Source organism: Maribellus sediminis (assembly GCF_011799805.1).
Lineage (GTDB): Bacteria > Bacteroidota > Bacteroidia > Bacteroidales > Prolixibacteraceae > Draconibacterium > Draconibacterium sediminis_A.
Map to the genome: position 1 here is coordinate 1,188,889 of NZ_WXUB01000002.1, position 17,779 is coordinate 1,206,667.

Below are 17,779 nucleotides of genomic sequence, written 5' to 3' on the forward strand. Positions count from 1 at the left end.
AGCCGTGAGAAGATTTGACTTTTACGTTTACATATTAGCAAGCAAACGAAACAGCACGCTTTACATTGGAGTAACCAATAACCTGATAAGAAGAATTGAAGAACACCGAATAAAGAAAAATAAGAGTTTCACTTCAAGGTATAACATTGACAAGCTGGTTTATTTTGAACATTACAATTACATAAACCAGGCTATTACAAGGGAAAAAAGACTGAAGAAGTGGAAACGAGAATGGAAAAATGAATTAACAAATAAAGTGAATCCGGACTGGAGGGATCTGGCAGAGGACCTTCAGCAGATTCCTGCTTTCGCAGGAATGACGATTCAGAATTCTAAAATAATTGTAAAACAAGACAATATGAAAAAGTTAGCAGACATTGGTTTGATCGGGTTGGCCGTGATGGGCGAAAACCTGGTTTTAAACATGGAAAGTCATGGTTATACGGTTGCCGTTTATAACCGAACAGTAGAAAAAGTAGACAAATTTGTGAATGGTCGCGGTGCCGGTAAAAACTTCATCGGAACACATTCTATTGAGGATTTCTGTGCCTCGCTCGAAAAACCACGCAAAGTGATGATGCTGGTTAAAGCCGGTCAGCCGGTTGACGATTTTATCGATATGGTAATACCTCATCTCGAGCCCGGTGATATCATCATCGACGGAGGTAACTCGCATTTTCCGGATACCATTCGCAGAACAAAATACGTAGAAAGCAAAGGAATGCTGTACATCGGAACAGGAGTTTCGGGTGGTGAAGAAGGTGCACTGAAAGGCCCGTCGATCATGCCAGGAGGTTCACCTGCTGCATGGCCTCACGTTAAAGAAATTTTCCAGGCCATTTCGGCTAAAGTTGAAAGTGGCGAAGCCTGCTGCGACTGGGTTGGCGAAGGTGGTGCCGGCCACTTCGTAAAAATGGTACATAATGGAATTGAATACGGCGACATGCAGATCATCACCGAAGCTTACCAATTGATGAAAGAACTTTTGGGAATGAGCAACGATGAAATGCACGAAGTATTCAAAAAATGGAATACCGGAATTCTGGACAGCTACCTTATTGAAATTACCCGCGATATTCTTGGTTACAAAGATGAAAATGGCGAAGAAACAGTTGATTTCATTCTTGACACAGCCGGACAAAAAGGAACAGGAAAATGGACCGGAATTTCGGCCCTCGACCTCGGTATTCCACTCACCTTGATCGGTGAATCGGTTTTTGCACGTTGTCTTTCAGCTCAAAAAGATTTGAGGGTTCAGGCTTCGAAAGTAATTTCCGGGCCAAAAGCTGAGTTTTCCGGCGACAAACAACAATTCATCAACGATATTGAAAGTGCCTTGCTGGGAGCAAAAATTATTTCGTATGCACAAGGTTATAACCTGATGATGGAAGCCGCTGCCGAACACGGCTGGAACCTGAATTACGGTGGAATTGCGTTAATGTGGCGCGGTGGATGTATCATCCGTTCGGTTTTCCTTGGCGACATCAAAAAAGCTTTCGATACGAATCCTGAATTACCAAACCTGTTGCTCGATCCATTCTTCAAAGAAAAAGTGGAACAGGCGCAAGCAGGTTGGCGCAGAGTATGTGCAACAGCACTTGCAAACGGAATTCCGGTACCGGCTCTGACTTCGGCTCTGTGTTATTTCGACGGGTTCCGCAGCGAACGTTTACCTGCCAACCTGTTGCAGGCGCAGCGCGATTACTTTGGTGCCCACACTTACGAGCGCACCGATAAACCACGTGGCCAATTCTTCCACACCAACTGGACAGGCCGCGGTGGCGACACAGCTTCATCGACTTACAATGTATAACAGATAAGCGCCTTATGAGCGAAAGGGATGTCACTATATGGTGATGTCCCTTTTTTTAGAAACTGAACTCCCCTTTTATACGAATTCCGTGAACATCAGTAAATCCGCTGTTTTTATACTTGTTTCCAACCAGATGCACATATTCAACCCGACCTACTTTAAAAATATTGGTCACACCAATTCCAATCTCAGCATACGGCACTGATGAAGGATTGGAATAATAACCCGGCAAATCGAAAACACCTTTGTAACCATCGGTTAAAGTTCCAACATGCATTTTAAATGAAAGAATCTCGCGCAACTTGAGTTTTTTAACTCCGGGTACTTTGTTCAGAAATATTCCGCCGCCATTGAAGTAAACATGAGCATTTGAATACAGGTTGTGCGCAAACGACGCATGATGCAACAGGTTAAACCGATAAGCTGAATAACCGAGCGACATGGAACCCACCGGCTGATCCAGCAAATCGTAGGGCGCGTCGCCAAAAAGGTAACCGGCATTTACCATGTAATCCATAAAAATTAATCCGAGGTTCTGGCGCCCCTGAATAGAGCCATGTAAATGCGAGTAATATCCCGGATTAAAACCAGTGTTTCCGGGCAGTGATACTTTCCCAATATCCCAGCTAAAATTCACCACAGGCGTTGGTGTCATGTAATAAATACGGTCGAAAAAGAACTTATCGAAATGCTGCCGAAATCCATATTTCATGTGCAGGAACAAGCCGTAATTGCTGTACTTTGGATAACCGATCCCTTCGCGAATAAAGCGGACATTCGGCGTGCTGGTGTTTCTCAAATAATAAGGAACAAATTCGAAATGCATTTCGCCGGGAGTATTATACTCGATCTTGGCCTCGTAATATTCTTCTTCCTTTAAGTAGGGATTTCGCTCCCAACTGGTAAAAATGGCTACAAAGTTACCATTTCCCCTGTTGTTCGGATTTTTCTTTACGTAGCGCAAAAACTTATCCTGAGTAACAAGAATATAATCGTTGTAATAATTGAAGCGCAGCAATACAACGTCGGTTTGAAAGGGCTGAACGGCAAAGTTGTACCCGTACTTGAATTCCTGGTTTTTTGTTCCGTAACCCAGGTAACCTCCCACCGAAAAGCGTTTCGAGAATTTTTCGCTGGTTCTTAAAGGCAACGAAAATCGGTTCCCTTCAATCAGGTTGGTATAATAAATATCGAAAATTGGTCCAAGATCGAGCAAGCCAATATTAAAAAAACTGGTCAACGCAGCACCGCCGGCAGCATCAAAGGCCTTGATCATGTTTTGCTCCTTAATCCGATTCACCATTTCATAGATGTCCTCATCAATGGCATGTTCCACAAACTCAGGTTGACGGCCCCAAATGGCAGGTTCAATCTGGTCGAGCCGCAAAGAAGTAGAATACGTAATAGACCTGGTGATCAGCCAGTTTCCTCCTTTTACATTATCCACCCGTTGCGAACTATAACGATTCACTGAGTCCTTGTTCAGAACAAGCGACAAGTTTAGTTTTATTTTTTGCTCTTCGTAAAACCATTTTCCGTCGGCATGTTTGGTGTAGCTAATGTTGCTCTCGAAACCGTTAACGAAGTTATAGTTGGCTTCCTGGGCAATGTAAGTGTTTATCTGCGTAAGCGCAAAAGTGCTGTCTTCAACCACAAAATGACCTGAGAAAAGCGGGTTGTACTTGTTTTTCGGAACAAATGAAAAACGAAAGTATTTGGTATCATTCACTACCATGCTATCATTCAAATAAATGTGATAATAGCTTTGGGCCGAATTGCTGATAGGTGAAATAAAACCACGTTCGAGGATGTAAACCTGGTCGCGGTAAAAATCCAGGTCAACTTCCATATTGATGAGAATTAGACTCTTAATGGCTTTATTCAGATTTGGAAAAATACCGTCTTCTTTTGTGAATAGCGTGGTATCCTTTTCTGGGGAATAACGGGTTGCCTCCTCCTCGAGATAAACCGGTGAAAAACGAAAGTTATCGTTATCGGTCGGGAAAGTAGTTTCTTGGGCATCTTTAATTGCGCCGCCAATAAGCGACGATGTATCGATGGCAAGGTAGGCTGTAGTATTGGTGTAGGTTTTATAATCTTTTACACGCTCGATTTTTCCCTGGTTTTCTTTTTTGTGTTCCTGAATAAGTTTGAGCAACTGAACCGCTCGCGGCACTTCGGGTCTAACAGTGACTTCGCCCACCAACTGCATTTTTTCTGAGAGTTCAACTATTAATTGTTGTTCGTCGATTTGAGAAACCGGAAGTTCTCTGCTGTAATATCCAACCGCCGAAAAATAAAGTGTATCGCCATCGCTTACAGCAATTTTGAAATAGCCGTTAATATCGGCCATCGTGCCCTTTGTTGTGCCTTTGATGATAACATTGGTAAACGGAACCGGTTCCTGATTGCCGGCGGCTTTAACGTATCCTGTTATTTCTTTTGCACTGATATGAATTACGGCTATGACCAGGTAAAGTGTCAGAGCGATTTTATATTGCATGTGCTAAAGTCTATTTTCCTCTTGTTTGTTTGTTTTCAGTAACCAATATAAGCCTTTTACACCAATTCTTATATCGTCGAGCTTCATAAGTACCAGGCACTTTTCGATGTACGCCAGTATTCCCCATCCAATAGACAGATAATACAGCCAGGGATAAAAATCGATGGCAAAGAGCACAAAAAGGAATATCCCCTGCAAATAACCGGCAATTACAGCACCGTACAAATGCAGCCCGGGAATTTTCTGAAAACGTATAAAGGCAATGATATAACTGATTAAAAAGATGCCAAGAAAAATGTACAGAAACCAAATATGAGGTTCCAGTTCAGTCCATTTAAAAATGAACATGCCAAGAATTGCGACCGAGATTGTGAGTATATCAGCCAGGTTGTCGAGTGCTGCTCCAAAATTGGTTTGCAGCTTAAATATCCGGGCAATGTTGCCGTCCAGAATATCGCTGACCAGACTGATGCAAATAAGAATAACAAACCAGCTTTCGCGACCGGTAATTACCATGAACAGTATTACCGGAAATGCAAGCAAGCGGTAAAGACTTAACAAATTGGGAATGTTTATGATGTTTTCTCCTTTTACAAAAACTTTTAACATGCGATCTGGCTTTTATCTTCAAATTTACATAATAACGAAAATACTTATCCTGTATTTTGTTGCCTGGAAATTTTCCGTTGTTGCAGAAAATAGCTAACCATCCTGAAAACATCTTCCGGAGTTATTTCAGGTTGCGGCGTGACAAGAGCATCCAGATTCCGGGTTTCAAAAGTTGGATTGATATTGATGTACGCACCGGTGAACGACATACCAATGGCCATAATTCTTTCTATCTTCGTCATCTCCACATTGCTGAGCTTCATGTTGGCAACCAGCTTAATCGGAAGCAGTTTTTCCAGTATTTCGAGTATCGAACGGTTCGAAACCGGCTTCTTAGAAATAATATTTATGATCGGAGGTACTTTTTCGGTCTGAAGAATATCCATGAAATAGCTCACCATTGTATCAATCGGTAAAAGATTTTGTGTGCATTTCTCATCGATTTGCATTCTCAATGTTGTTCCCGGATTTAAAGCAGCTATACGTTGAATTCGTTTTGAGAAATCAAAAATACCATAATCGGTCTTGGTAATACCGGTGGATTTTTGTCCTACAATTTGTGAGATTCGGAGAATGCAACAGTTAAGTCCGTCTTCTTCGATGTATTGACGCAAACGGTTTTCAGCAAACCTTTTCGACTGTTCGTAATAATTGCGAAAAGCACCGATCTCTTCATCGGGGTAAAAACGCTCCTGAAATATGCCTTTCAAAGTACCACACGAATAGGCAGTACTGATGAAATAGAAACGCGAACCCTTACCACTAAACTTCAGAAAAGTTTCTACTGAATTTGTAACACCCTGCATGTTGGTTCCAAATATTTCCTCTTTCGAATTGATATCGAATTTTAAAGAAGCTGCAAAATGGAAATAATGAATCGTTCCTTCAAATACCTGTTTTAGAACGTTTTCAGGCAAATTAAAATCAGGTTTGAATAAACTGTAATCATAAACTTCGAGCCGGCTGAAATCTACAGCATCATCGCTGCTCATTTCCAGCAACACATTTTTCATTCGGTCGGCCGCTGCCATACCTTCTTTTTTTCTGACCAAGGCAACAACCTGATAGCCGTTGTTGAGCAGTTCCAAAATAAAATTGGAAGCCACATAGCCATTTGCTCCGTTTATCACAACTTTCTTGTCAACCTGCTTATTTGCTCCTGAAGAAAGTTTCATGTCCAACTAAATTGTATTACTATGATAAGTTACAATAATTTTTGTGATTAGGATAATTTTCGGAAATGTTAATTAAAGCGCTTAATGAAAGATCATTAAAACAATTGCCACAGAAAGCGGAATGGTAAGGTTATCTGATCCTCTCCAACTTACCAGTTCCGAAATGGTACCAACAATCGCTACCAACAAAGCCAGCCAGAAGGTTTTCAGGTCGAATACATCGCGGTTAAAGTAAAGCGCTATAAGGCTGATGACGAAACTTGTAATAAAAAAGGTCGCAGACCCAAAAAGCGATTTTTTTGTTTTAATTCCGAAGAGTTGAATTTTATGATTGTTTTTCTTGAGGCTCATTCCAACAATGGCAGCCATCGGATCTGAAATTCCCAAAATCAGCATCGGGAGTATAAAAAGGAATTTATCGTCGCGAAGATCTGAGATTAAAAAGGTGAGGTAAATCGATAGTGGCAGCATGTAACTCCCCATCGATTTTCGCTTTATATCATGAATCGATTTTAATTGCTTGGCAAATTGAGTTACCAAAAGACCGATAAAAAATATAACAGCCAGCACCAGTACATACCAGTGCGATTCGAAAATATAAGGAAAAGGAACCACTGCAATGGTAGCAGTAAAATGAGCAAACTTCCGGGTAATCTCTCCGCTTACATTGAGTCTTCGGTAGTTTAACTCGTTAAACGCCAGTAAAAGAATAATGGCGATAAAGTACACAACAGCAAGTGTAATTGTATTTCCCATAACCCTTATATTTAGTTCAGTGTGCCTTAGTTAAGCCCAAAGCGTATTCACTTTAAACAGATTTCGTTTGTCTCAGGTATCTGATTTATTCCTATATTTTAAAACGCTAAATACAAAGCTACCCAGGCACCTCCTGCAATTAAACTATCAAAACGGTCTAAAAATCCTCCGTGCCCCGGAATCAGCTGACTATAATCTTTTGTATTGAATTTTCTTTTGTAGAACGATGCTGCCAGGTCGCCGGCAAAGGCAAAAACGATAATTCCGCTTGTCAAAAAGATAGTTTCCCAAATTGTGTAGCTCAGCAATTGCTTTAAAAAAAACGTACTTAACAAAGCAAATAAAGCACCTCCAACAGTTCCACCAACGGTTTTATTCGGGCTGATCTGCGGGGCAATTTTGCGTTTTCCCCATAACTGTCCACTTATCTGGCTAAATGCATCAAATATCGACAAGATGATGAAGGTGTATAATAACACCTCCTTTTCGGCACCTGAAAACTTCCAGAAGCCAAAGGCAAGAACAGTAAAAACAATGATTGATCCGATAAAAATTGGTGTCGCAATCAGACTTCGCTTTGCATAGAGCATAATAAGTTCAAGAGCACCAACAGCAAGAATTATCGCACTTACAATCCTGAACACCCGGGGATCTATCACAATACTAAAAAACAGCACATTGATTATAACGAAATACGTAAAGAATTTAGTCCAGCTTTTTTGGGCAACAGCTTTATCCTTTTTCCGGTTGATGAAATGAAAACCAAGTCCTCCCAACAGGAAGTAGCACAGAATAAATATGTAAATGGTACGAACCATATCAATCCGGCAATTACTATTTAAGTATCATCAAAATCCCGATAATAATCATCACCACAGCATAAACATGGCGGATGTTGTTTTCAGCTTTCCGCACCTGCAATTTCGATAACCAGCGGGTTCCGATTATAGCTCCGATAACCGATCCCGAAGTCAAAAATGCAACCAGGGTAAGATCAATTCGGCCAACCAGGAAATGTGCCCCCACTGCAAAAAAGGCATTCACAAAAATAATAAGCAGGGAAGTTCCAACCACCTTCTTCAAGGTTAAGCGCGAGGAAAACAAACCGGCCATAACCGGTGCTGTTCCGCTTGTTCCAAATGTTCCGGAAATGGCGCCTGCAAAAAATCCAAAAAACGATCCGCGACTGATACGCCCCATATTTGAAAGCGGCCTCAATTCTTTTCCATTTTCTTCGCACCGTTTTTTACGCCAGGTAGTAAAACTCATATTCATGGCGATTAGTATCGAATAAATTCCGAAAGCAGTTTTTAACTGTTTCGATGAAATATAACCGGTCAGAGCAGCTCCGGCCAAAGCTCCAATAATTCCGGCCACAGCGAATATCTTACCTGTTTTAAGATCAACATTCCCTTTACGGAAATGCCCGATCGTTCCAACAAGACCAATCGGGAGTGTTGCTGTCAGAGAGGTTGGAACAGCAACCTGGGCAGGAGCACCAATAATCAGTGTCAGTACCGGTAAAAAGAAGAAACCACCGCCACCACCGAGCATGGTTCCAAACAAACCAAGCGCAAAGCCAATCAGGGGTAAAATCAGGTAAATGGATTGGTATTCAGAATAGAATATCATAAGTTAGTTTTAGCACTCTCAAATATAATCATTCTATTGCCAAATGAAATAAATATGAACCTAGCATCACAATTCACAGACACAAGAACCTATCTATCAGAAACTTTGACAACAAAAAAAATTAACAAACAACAGGCCGATCCGAACCAATCAAACAGAAATATGTTAGTTAAACAAAATAAAATCAGGTAAACCTGTTACATAATAAAGCCTGAGTTTACTTATTTCAATACAATTTATTAAATTCAAAATCCTTAATATCGAACCTGTTGTGCACAGGAAACCGGAACATTCAATACTAAAAATATCAAATACTATGAAAAAACTCTTTACGATCTTACTGTCTCTTTTCATTACGATAGGCAGCTGGGCACAGGCAACCAAATTGTTAAGGCAACCGACATTAAGCGGAAGCCATATTGCCTACACCTATGGAGGGGACCTTTGGTTGACCGACCTTTCGAGCATGCAAACAAAGCGTCTTACCAGTACAGGTGCAGTTGAAAGTAATCCGCACTTTTCGCCTGATGGAAAAACCATTGCATTTAGCTCCAACCGATCAGGTACAACGTCGGTTTACACAGTGCCGATTGAAGGTGGAACACCAACTCGATTAAGCTGGTACCCCAGCAGTGCTAACGTTTGTGGATGGACACCCGACGGCGAAAAAGTGTTGTTCAGTTCAACTCGTGAAACTGCTCCATCAGGATATGAGCGCTTGTGGCTGGTTTCGAAAGACGGTGGACCTGAGGAATTACTGACCAAACAATGGGGACACGACGGATCGTACTCGGCCGACGGGAAGAAAATTGTTATCGACCGGATTTCGAGATGGGATGTGGAATGGCGCGACTACCGCGGCGGACAAAATACCCCACTTGTAATTCTGGATTTAAAAGATTTCTCCGAAACCTTATTGCCCAACAACCATGAAACCGACATTAATCCGCTTTGGCTCGGAGATAAAATCTATTTCTTGTCGGACCGTGATTTTGTTAGCAACATTTGGAGTTATGATGTAAAATCGAAGGCATTGGAACAGCTTACAACATTTGAAGGATCGGATGTAAAATGGCTGGACGGCAACGGACAACAACTCGTGTTTGAGCGCGAAGGAACGCTGCACCTTTTCGACTTAAATACGAAGCAAATTTCGACACTTGATATTGAAATTATTGGAGATTTCCCATGGGCCGAAGTTCAATGGGAAGATGTAAGCAGCAGAGCCAGTGCAGGTTCGCTCTCTCCTACCGGCAAACGTGCCATTTTTGAAGCACGTGGCGATATATTCACGGTTCCTGAAGAACACGGGGATACCCGAAATATTACCCAAAGTTCAGGAGCTGCTGACCGTGCTCCGATCTGGTCGCCCAAAGGTGATCAAATTGCCTGGTTTTCCGACAAAAGCGGTAAAGGCTATGAGCTACTGATCGGTGATCAGGATGGCTTTTCAGAGCCGATAAGCATTTCTATCGGTGAATCGAAATTGGGCTGGGAACCAAGCTGGTCGCCCGATGGAAAATACATTGCATTTGTTGACGATGACGTGCGAATCCGGGTAGTGGATATCGAAGCAAAAACAATTAAAACGATTGACACAGGTGGTAATAATCTCGAACGTGGGGATATGGGATTGACCTGGTCGCCCGACTCAAAATACCTGGCTTATGCAAAATCAGCAGCCAATAATTTCCGTCAAATCACCATTTGGTCGCTTGAAGACAACAGCATTAAAAAGGTGACCAACACTTTTGCCGACGCCTTTGCTCCAGCCTGGGATCGTGATAAAAAACATTTCTATTTTCTGGCTTCCACTGATCTTGCTCTGGGTTCAGGTTGGGCAAACACCAGTTCGATGACTGCTGATGCAAACTACAGCGTGTATGTGGTTAATCTGCAAAAAGATGAATCATCGCCGTTCAAATTACGCAGCGACGAAGAGGAAGTGAAAAAAGAAAGCAGTGATAAAGACAAGAAGGAGAAGGACAAAGACAAGAAGGAAGACGAAAAGGATAAAAAAGGCAACGAAGACAAAAAAGACGAAGAAAAACAGGATAGCATTAAAATCGATTTTGAAGGGATTGACGGCAGAACGATTGCTTTGCCAATGCCCGCAAGAAAATACCGACAAGTGGTAAGCGGACCTGCAGGCACCGTTTTTATTGCCGAATCGGTACCGAACGAATCGGGTTACACCGTGCAAAAATTTAGTTTAGAAGATCGTGAAGCAAAGGAGTTTGTTAGCGGAGCCCGAAGTCTCTCTGTTTCCAATGATGGTAAAAAAATGTTATCGAGAGTTGGTTCGTCGTGGAAAATAATGGACACAGGAAAAGCTTCAGGGAAAGATGGAAAGAACCTGAAAGTGGACCTGAAAATGAAACTCGACCGTTCGCAGGAATGGAAACAAATATTTGAAGAAGCCTGGCGCTATGAGCGGGATTATTTTTACGATCCGAACCTGCACGGCAGAGACTGGGATGTGGTTTACAACAGGTATTCTCCTTTAATTTCATACGTAAAACATCGCGCTGATCTGACCTACATTCTCGACCAGATGAACGGTGAACTTTCGGTTGGACACAGCTTTGTTGGCGGAGGTAATTATCCATCTACCGAAAGTAATAACATCGGTTTATTAGGTGCCGACCTGGTGCCCGAAAAAGGATACTGGAAAATTGAACGGATCTATACCTCCGAAAGCTGGAATCCGGGACTGTCGAGCCCATTGGATGAACCGGGTTTAAAAGTTGAAAATGGCAATTTCATTGTCGGGATAAATGGGAAAGAGCTCACAAGTGATGTTAATCCATTCCAGTTGCTTGACGGAACATCAGGTGTACAAACAGTATTACACATCAGTGATAAAGCAGATTTTGAAAGTGCATGGAAAATCACCGTTAAGCCCATTAGCAGCGAATCTGCCTTGCGTCAAAGAGCTTGGGTAGAAGATAACCGCCGTAAAGTTGATGAGTTATCCGACGGGAAACTGGCCTACATCTGGGTGCCCAATACCGGTGGGCCCGGATTTATTTCGTTTAACCGCTATTTCTTTGCGCAACAGGATAAGTTAGGTGCAGTAATCGACGAACGTTTTAATGGTGGTGGATTGCTCGACGATTACATGGTTGATATGATGACGCGTAAACTCAGAGCTGCATTGACCAACGAGGTTCCGAATGGCAAACCGATGAAATTGCCTGCCGGAATTCTTGGCCCCAAAGCATTGTTGATTAATGAAAAAGCGGGTTCCGGTGGCGACTTTTTCCCATGGGTATTCCGTCAGCAAAAAGCCGGTCCGTTAATTGGTGCCACTACCTGGGGGGGATTGGTTAAATCATCCGTCCATTACGGTTTAATTGATGGCGGAATGATTACAGCACCGGATAATGCGGTGTTCGATCCGATCAATAACAAGTGGGTTGCTGAAAATCACGGCGTAGCTCCGGATATTGCCGTCCGCCAGGATGCAAAAGCGCTGGAACAAGGCAAAGATCCGCAATTGGAACGTGCTGTTCAGGAAGTATTAAAAATGCTGGGTAGTGAAAATCAGTCAGAAATAACACCTCCACCATTTTCGACTCCTGCTATTAAAAAATAAAATATTCTAATATATTGTTCAACGAAAAGGTCTTGCCTAAAATTAGGAAAGGCCTTTTCTATTTTACAAAATCCCTTTCATTACTGCAACTTAGCGTTCTCCTTCTTTTAATAAAATACTTTAATGTATTTTTATTTTCATAAGGCATTCATTTTTAGTAACTTTTATATAGCCTTAAAAACATAAGGTCACTAATTCTCATAAATTATTCATTTAAAACTAAGTGTGATGAAAAAATTGTTTACCGGTATCTTATTGTTAACCTTTGCCTTTCTTGTAAAAATTACCACTGCGCAAGAAGATGCACCAAAACCCAGGTACATTGTGTGGGAAGCTAAAGTTGAAATTGCCCAAATGGAAAAATTATTAAGTGCACTGGATGCCGTGCACGATTATATGAAAGAACTGGACTATCCTTATCCCGAACTGATTCAACATGCAGAAGGACATGTTTGGGCATCGGCACCTATTGAAAGCATGGCCGACCTCGATAAAATGAGGGAAGCTGATGATAAAGTATGGGGAGCCAACCAGAAAAAAAGTGAGGAACTGGGTAAGATGTTTGAGGATTCGTATACAAAAGTCGGAGGAATGGTGCTGGAATTGCAGCCCGAACTTTCAATTATGCCGGAAGAACAAAGTACCCAAACCACGGGGCAGCGGTTCAGGCTGTATGAAAAATTCTATGTGAAAAACGGAAAAGGAAAGGAGTTTTCTGATCTAGTAAAGAAATACTGCGAATTGCGCAAAAAACTCGGATACAACCAGCCATTTTACACTTTCCACCCAATGCTGGCAGGCGATATGTCGGTTGTCTATTTTATATCTGAAATGGGTAACAGCCCCGCAGAAAACCTCAAAATGAACGATGAATTCTGGGCCAAAGCAGGTGATGAAGGCGCTGAACTTTTTAATGTCTTAAAAGAAACCGTTTCCTCAATGGATCAATATTTTGGGGTAATCGACTTCGACAATTCCTATTTTCCTGAAAACTAATTACGAATGACAATAGTATTCAAAGCTCTTCCAATCTGGAGGAGCTTTCATTTTTTTATTAAACCAATAACATTGGCAGTCATTACTTCAATTCCCGTTTTTATGGTATTCTCATAGTCGGGAGTCAGGGTTGGCGAATGCAGTGGCGACGGACGTAAGCCTTCGGCCTTAAGTTTCGCCATCAATTCAGGGCTCGTACTTCCCAGCCAGATCAAACAAATTGGTACATCTTCTGGGGTTAGACCATATTTCCCAAAATCCTCTCCTACCATTTCAGGTTGTGTTTCGATGATATTTTCGGCACCAATAACATCAGAAGCAAAACCAATTACATCAGCGCTTAATTCGTTATCATTCAGAACCGGTGGAGTTTCTGCCGGATCGACAAACACTTTTGGCAATTTATCGTCAGGCATTCCGGCAGTTTTGGCTGCAGCGGCACTTATTCGCTCAATTGCAGCTATCACTTTTTTTATTGTTTCATCGGAAAAATAACGCAGGGTCAACTCCATTTTCACCTCGTCGGGAATAATGTTCGGACGTGTTCCTCCGTGGATAGAACCAACGGTTACAACAGCAGGTTCGGTCGGACTCAGTTCGCGGCTTACAATCGTTTGCAAATCGGTAACAATGCGGGACGCAATAACAATCGGATCGATACATTTTTGCGGATATGCACCATGTCCGCCAACGCCATAAACCGTAATTTCAACCGTTTTTACACCGGCAAAAACGGGCCCGCCGCGCAAACCGATCTGTCCGGTTTCCAGTTCGGGATTAATATGATAAGCCAGCGCATAATCAGGTACCGGGAATTTACTGAACAATCCGGCTTCAATAGCCTGCCCTGCTCCCCCACTGTATTCTTCAGCTTGTTGAGCGATAACCAGCAAGTTACCACTCCATTCATCTTTTAAATCGACCAGCGACCTGAGAGTTCCTGTCCACGTGCTCATGTGGATATCGTGTCCGCAGGCGTGCATTACTGCCACTTCATCACCATTCAGGTCGGCCGTTTTTATGCTGGCAAAATCAAACCCGGTCTTTTCTTCCACAGGTAATGCATCCATATCAGTTCGAAGCATCACGGTTGGCCCATCACCATTTCTGAAAACTCCTATTACACTGTTTCCTCCAAAATTGCGGGTGACCTCAAAACCAATTTGCTCCAGTTCAGAAGCCATTCGTTTTGAGGTTTCAAATTCCTGAAACGACAATTCCGGATTGGCATGTAAATGTTTACAGAGCTCTAAAGCATAGCCTGTTTGTTTTTCCGCTTCAGCTTTTATTATCTCAACCGATTGCGCGAATACACCTGTTTGAACTACCATAACCAATAATGATGAGAGTAATTTGAGTTTCATCTTATTCCTGTTTTTAATGAACAAGTCGAATGTAACGAAAGTTTCAGAAAAAAGATTCCACCTTTTAAAGAGATGGAATCTTTCCCTTGAATTAACCTGAAAAACAAGTCATAAAAAAAGGATTCGATCTTTTTGAAGAGATCAAATCCTTTTTATTTGTTCGAATAATGTTGTTGAAACTAGAATAGCTATTTGTTCATCCACTCCAATTGCCCCCAGCTTTCCGGCCCTGTATTTTTCTGAGGTGCACCGGCTGTACTTCGTCCATTCCGAACAATTTCTGAAAGTTTGTTTCTGTATTGTTCAATAATCTCAGGATGATCCTGCTGGATATTATTTTCCTCGGCGATATCCGTTGAAAGATCGTAAAGCTGAACGGGAGGTAAATTTTTCACTTCTTCGGAGTTCGGTTTTGGAGCACTCCAACCTCCCGATCCCGGACAGAAGATCGCTTTATAATTTCCTTCGCGATAAGCAAACGAACCATTAATCGAGTGATGCACAATTCCCGGGCGTGGCTCCAGGTCTGAATCCAGTCCAAGCTCCGACATAAAACTGTAGCTGTCTTCGGCTGCCTCATCCGGAAACTGAGTCTTCAGAATATCAGCAACCGTAGCATAAATATCTGTGGTACAAACCAGTTGATCCGATTTGCCCTGTTTAATTTTGTCGGGCCAGCTAACCACGAACGGTACTCGGTGGCCACCTTCGAAAATATCGGCTTTATGTCCACGGAAAACGTAGCTCGGATCGTGACCTTTCGTTGCAAGCTGTTCAAAATCGGCTTGAGGTGAACAACCATTATCGCTGGTAAATATTATAATTGTATTTTCAGCTACCCCGTTTTCTTCCAATGCTTTCTTCACTTTGCCTACGACATCGTCAACCATCATCACAAAATCGCCATAAGGATTATCCAGACCACTTTTCCCCTGAAATTCGGGGGATGGCAGGATTGGTGTGTGTGGAGCCGGCAGCGCCATATAAATAAAAAATGGCTGGTTGTCTTTGGCACTTCTGTCGATAAACGCAATGGTTTTGTCTGTCACATCAGGTAAAACACGTTCGTGTACAAAGTCGTCGCTGGTCAGTCCTCTTCGCCACCAAGCTTGTTTTTTTGTATTCACCGTATACTTTGTAGGAACCATGGTTGGCGTATCATTTTCAACCCAAACATATGGCGCCATATCGAGCGACCCTGAAAAACCAAATGTATAATTAAATCCTCTTGTATTCGGGCCATTCTGAATAGGTTTCGAGAAATCGACCTTGGGGCGAGCTTCCAGGCTTCCCCTGTCCAGCGAATCTTCTTCCGCAACAGCCCAGTCCCATCCTAAATGCCATTTTCCGATAAATGCTGTGCTGTAACCCTGTTCTTGCAGAAATCCAGGAAGCGTTAAACGGTCAGGCTCAATTAAAGCTTTGCTAAAACCACTTAATACCCCGTTTTTAAGCGTCGATCGCCAATTGTAACGCCCGGTTAAAATACTGTAGCGGGTTGGCGTACAAACTGCCGAGCTGGTGTGTGCGTCGGTAAAACTTACGCCGGCATTCACCAACTGATCAATATTTGGTGTATTTATTTTCGAATTCTCATTAAAGCCAGACACATCGCCGCAACCCATGTCATCAGCAAGAATTACAACAATATTTGGTGCTGTATTCTCTTTTTGGGTTGAATTACAACTTCCAAATAATACTGCTGCAATTAAGAAAATTACTATTCTTTTCATGGTAACGTTTGCTGTTATTATCAGTTTTTAAATTTTTTAATATCTACAAAAATACATTTCCAAAAACAGTTAGGAAACATTATCGACACTATTTTTTAAGAAAAGCTCTTAACCTGAAAATTAGCAGGTATAGTTTATTCGCAAAGCCTTATATTTACGGCTGAAAAACAAAAAAGGTGCAGTTTTGCATGGAGAATTAAAACCAGATTTTCAAGACAGAAACAGGACAAAATGCCTGATTCGCACCAAAATACACAAATAAGAAGTACGTATGAAAATTTCAGTTGTAGGAACAGGATATGTAGGATTGGTTTCAGGTACCTGCTTTGCAGAAACCGGTATCAATGTCACGTGTGTGGATGTTGATGAGAAGAAAATCGAAAAATTAAACAACGGGATCATTCCTATTTATGAACCCGGACTGGAAAGCATTTACAAAAAAAATGCAGAAAAAGGCAGGCTTGTATTTACAACCAACCTGGCTGAAAGCCTTGAAGGTTCAGATGCATTGTTTATTGCAGTAGGTACTCCGCCTGACGAAGATGGCAGCGCTGACCTGAAATATGTTTTGGGTGTAGCTCGCGAGATAGGGAAACACATTGACCATTATATGGTGATTGCCACAAAAAGTACTGTTCCGGTTGGTACATCGAAAAAAGTGAAGGAAGCCATTCAGGAAGAACTAGACAAAAGAGAAGTAAATGTGGCATTTGACGTAGCTTCCAATCCAGAATTTTTGAAAGAAGGAAATGCGGTGCAGGACTTTCTGAGACCTGACCGGATTGTAATCGGTACCGAATCGGAAAGAGCACAAAAAGTGATGAAGCGCTTGTACAAACCTTTCCTGCTAAACGGACATCCAATTGTATTTATGGATATCACGTCGTCGGAAATGACTAAATATGCCGCCAACTCGATGCTGGCCACCAAAATCAGTTTTATTAACGAAATTGCCAACCTGTGCGAAATAGTTGGAGCTGATGTGGAATCGGTTCGAAAAGGGATTGGCTCTGATCCGCGAATTGGCAACAAATTTATTTATGCCGGAACCGGATATGGTGGTTCCTGTTTCCCAAAAGATGTGCAGGCTCTTATTCGCACAGCCGACGAACATGAATATTCACTTGAAATTTTAAAAGCTGTTGAGCGGGTGAATAACCGTCAGAAATCGGTGTTGTTTAATAAGGTCCTCAACTATTTTAACGGCGATTTAAAGGGAAAGAAATTTGCCGTGTGGGGACTTTCGTTCAAACCAAAAACCGACGATATGCGCGAGGCACCATCACTGGTTATCATCGATAAATTGCTCGCCGAAGGTGCTTTAGTTGTGGGATATGATCCCGTTGCAATGGAAGAAGGAAAACGAATTCTGGGTGATAAAATCGAGTTTGCAAAAGACGAATACGATGCTACAATTGATGCCGACGCCTTGTTACTGGTAACCGAGTGGCCCGAGTTCCGCATCCCGAATTTCAGGGTATTGGAAAAACTTTTGAAAAACAAGGTTATTTTTGATGGCAGAAACATTTACGATCCTGAAGAAATGGCCGAACTGAAATTTGACTATTACGCCATCGGTCGTACACCTGTAAAAAAATAA

12 protein-coding genes are annotated in these 17,779 nt (G+C 42.0%); 4 read left to right on the forward strand and 8 right to left on the reverse strand.

The window, feature by feature from the left end:
• Window positions 1-4 precede the first annotated feature (4 nt).
• Window positions 5-1,813 carry a decarboxylating NADP(+)-dependent phosphogluconate dehydrogenase gene (gnd, locus tag HFD85_RS11260; protein ID WP_206081945.1) on the forward strand — a complete coding sequence of 603 codons (1,809 nt, stop codon included), beginning with the start codon at window positions 5-7 and terminating at the stop codon, window positions 1,811-1,813.
• A 55-nt stretch (window positions 1,814-1,868) separates the two neighbouring features.
• On the opposite strand, the gene HFD85_RS11265 is transcribed toward gnd, so the two are convergent.
• From HFD85_RS11265 to HFD85_RS11290, 6 genes are all read right to left on the reverse strand, one after another.
• The gene (locus HFD85_RS11265) at window positions 1,869-4,316 is read right to left on the reverse strand and encodes a DUF5686 and carboxypeptidase-like regulatory domain-containing protein (protein ID WP_167609203.1); all 2,448 of its coding nucleotides are present in this window, start codon (window positions 4,314-4,316) and stop codon (window positions 1,869-1,871) included.
• Window positions 4,317-4,319: 3 nt separating this feature from the next.
• Window positions 4,320-4,925 carry a CDP-alcohol phosphatidyltransferase family protein gene (locus HFD85_RS11270; protein WP_167609206.1) on the reverse strand — a complete coding sequence of 202 codons (606 nt, stop codon included), beginning with the start codon at window positions 4,923-4,925 and terminating at the stop codon, window positions 4,320-4,322.
• 44 nt (window positions 4,926-4,969) lie between these two features.
• Entirely contained in the window at window positions 4,970-6,100 is a 1,131-nt protein-coding gene (locus tag HFD85_RS11275; RefSeq protein WP_167609209.1) for an SDR family oxidoreductase, read from the reverse strand.
• A gap of 81 nt (window positions 6,101-6,181) precedes the next feature.
• Entirely contained in the window at window positions 6,182-6,856 is a 675-nt protein-coding gene (locus tag HFD85_RS11280) for a diacylglycerol/polyprenol kinase family protein (protein WP_167609212.1), read from the reverse strand.
• 98 nt (window positions 6,857-6,954) lie between these two features.
• The gene (locus HFD85_RS11285; protein WP_167609215.1) at window positions 6,955-7,674 is read right to left on the reverse strand and encodes a phosphatidate cytidylyltransferase; all 720 of its coding nucleotides are present in this window, start codon (window positions 7,672-7,674) and stop codon (window positions 6,955-6,957) included.
• A 16-nt stretch (window positions 7,675-7,690) separates the two neighbouring features.
• A complete protein-coding gene (locus tag HFD85_RS11290) occupies window positions 7,691-8,488 on the reverse strand; it encodes a sulfite exporter TauE/SafE family protein (protein ID WP_167609218.1) in 798 nt (265 codons plus the stop codon).
• Between the two features lie 316 nt (window positions 8,489-8,804).
• Here HFD85_RS11290 and HFD85_RS11295 point away from each other — a divergent pair, with 316 nt between their 5' ends.
• Together HFD85_RS11295 and HFD85_RS11300 are read left to right on the forward strand one after the other, a co-directional pair.
• Entirely contained in the window at window positions 8,805-12,086 is a 3,282-nt protein-coding gene (locus tag HFD85_RS11295; RefSeq protein WP_167609221.1) for a S41 family peptidase, read from the forward strand.
• 228 nt (window positions 12,087-12,314) lie between these two features.
• Window positions 12,315-13,082 carry a hypothetical protein gene (locus tag HFD85_RS11300; RefSeq protein ID WP_167609224.1) on the forward strand — a complete coding sequence of 256 codons (768 nt, stop codon included), beginning with the start codon at window positions 12,315-12,317 and terminating at the stop codon, window positions 13,080-13,082.
• 47 nt (window positions 13,083-13,129) lie between these two features.
• Here the strand turns inward: HFD85_RS11300 and HFD85_RS11305 are convergent, their stop codons facing one another.
• Both HFD85_RS11305 and HFD85_RS11310 read right to left on the reverse strand, forming a co-directional pair.
• Window positions 13,130-14,446 (reverse strand): M20 metallopeptidase family protein, encoded by a 1,317-nt coding sequence (locus tag HFD85_RS11305; protein WP_167609227.1) that lies wholly within the window; start codon window positions 14,444-14,446, stop codon window positions 13,130-13,132.
• 188 nt (window positions 14,447-14,634) lie between these two features.
• Entirely contained in the window at window positions 14,635-16,179 is a 1,545-nt protein-coding gene (locus HFD85_RS11310; RefSeq protein ID WP_167609230.1) for a sulfatase family protein, read from the reverse strand.
• 271 nt (window positions 16,180-16,450) lie between these two features.
• Between HFD85_RS11310 and HFD85_RS11315 the strand changes: the two genes are divergently transcribed.
• Window positions 16,451-17,779, forward strand: a complete 1,329-nt coding sequence (locus HFD85_RS11315; RefSeq protein WP_167609233.1) for a UDP-glucose dehydrogenase family protein — start codon at window positions 16,451-16,453, stop codon at window positions 17,777-17,779.

What these genes read in the sequence shown, in the direction of transcription:
- HFD85_RS11310 (WP_167609230.1), bottom strand. Translation starts at nt 16,179, where the DNA reads ATGAAAAGAATAGTAATTTTCTTAATTGCAGCAGTATTATTTGGAAGT.
- HFD85_RS11305 (WP_167609227.1), bottom strand. Translation starts at nt 14,446, where the DNA reads ATGAAACTCAAATTACTCTCATCATTATTGGTTATGGTAGTTCAAACA.
- HFD85_RS11270 (WP_167609206.1), bottom strand. Translation starts at nt 4,925, where the DNA reads ATGTTAAAAGTTTTTGTAAAAGGAGAAAACATCATAAACATTCCCAAT.
- HFD85_RS11275 (WP_167609209.1), bottom strand. Translation starts at nt 6,100, where the DNA reads ATGAAACTTTCTTCAGGAGCAAATAAGCAGGTTGACAAGAAAGTTGTG.
- HFD85_RS11280 (WP_167609212.1), bottom strand. Translation starts at nt 6,856, where the DNA reads ATGGGAAATACAATTACACTTGCTGTTGTGTACTTTATCGCCATTATT.
- HFD85_RS11315 (WP_167609233.1), top strand. Translation starts at nt 16,451, where the DNA reads ATGAAAATTTCAGTTGTAGGAACAGGATATGTAGGATTGGTTTCAGGT.
- HFD85_RS11290 (WP_167609218.1), bottom strand. Translation starts at nt 8,488, where the DNA reads ATGATATTCTATTCTGAATACCAATCCATTTACCTGATTTTACCCCTG.
- HFD85_RS11300 (WP_167609224.1), top strand. Translation starts at nt 12,315, where the DNA reads ATGAAAAAATTGTTTACCGGTATCTTATTGTTAACCTTTGCCTTTCTT.
- HFD85_RS11295 (WP_167609221.1), top strand. Translation starts at nt 8,805, where the DNA reads ATGAAAAAACTCTTTACGATCTTACTGTCTCTTTTCATTACGATAGGC.
- HFD85_RS11265 (WP_167609203.1), bottom strand. Translation starts at nt 4,316, where the DNA reads ATGCAATATAAAATCGCTCTGACACTTTACCTGGTCATAGCCGTAATT.
- HFD85_RS11285 (WP_167609215.1), bottom strand. Translation starts at nt 7,674, where the DNA reads ATGGTTCGTACCATTTACATATTTATTCTGTGCTACTTCCTGTTGGGA.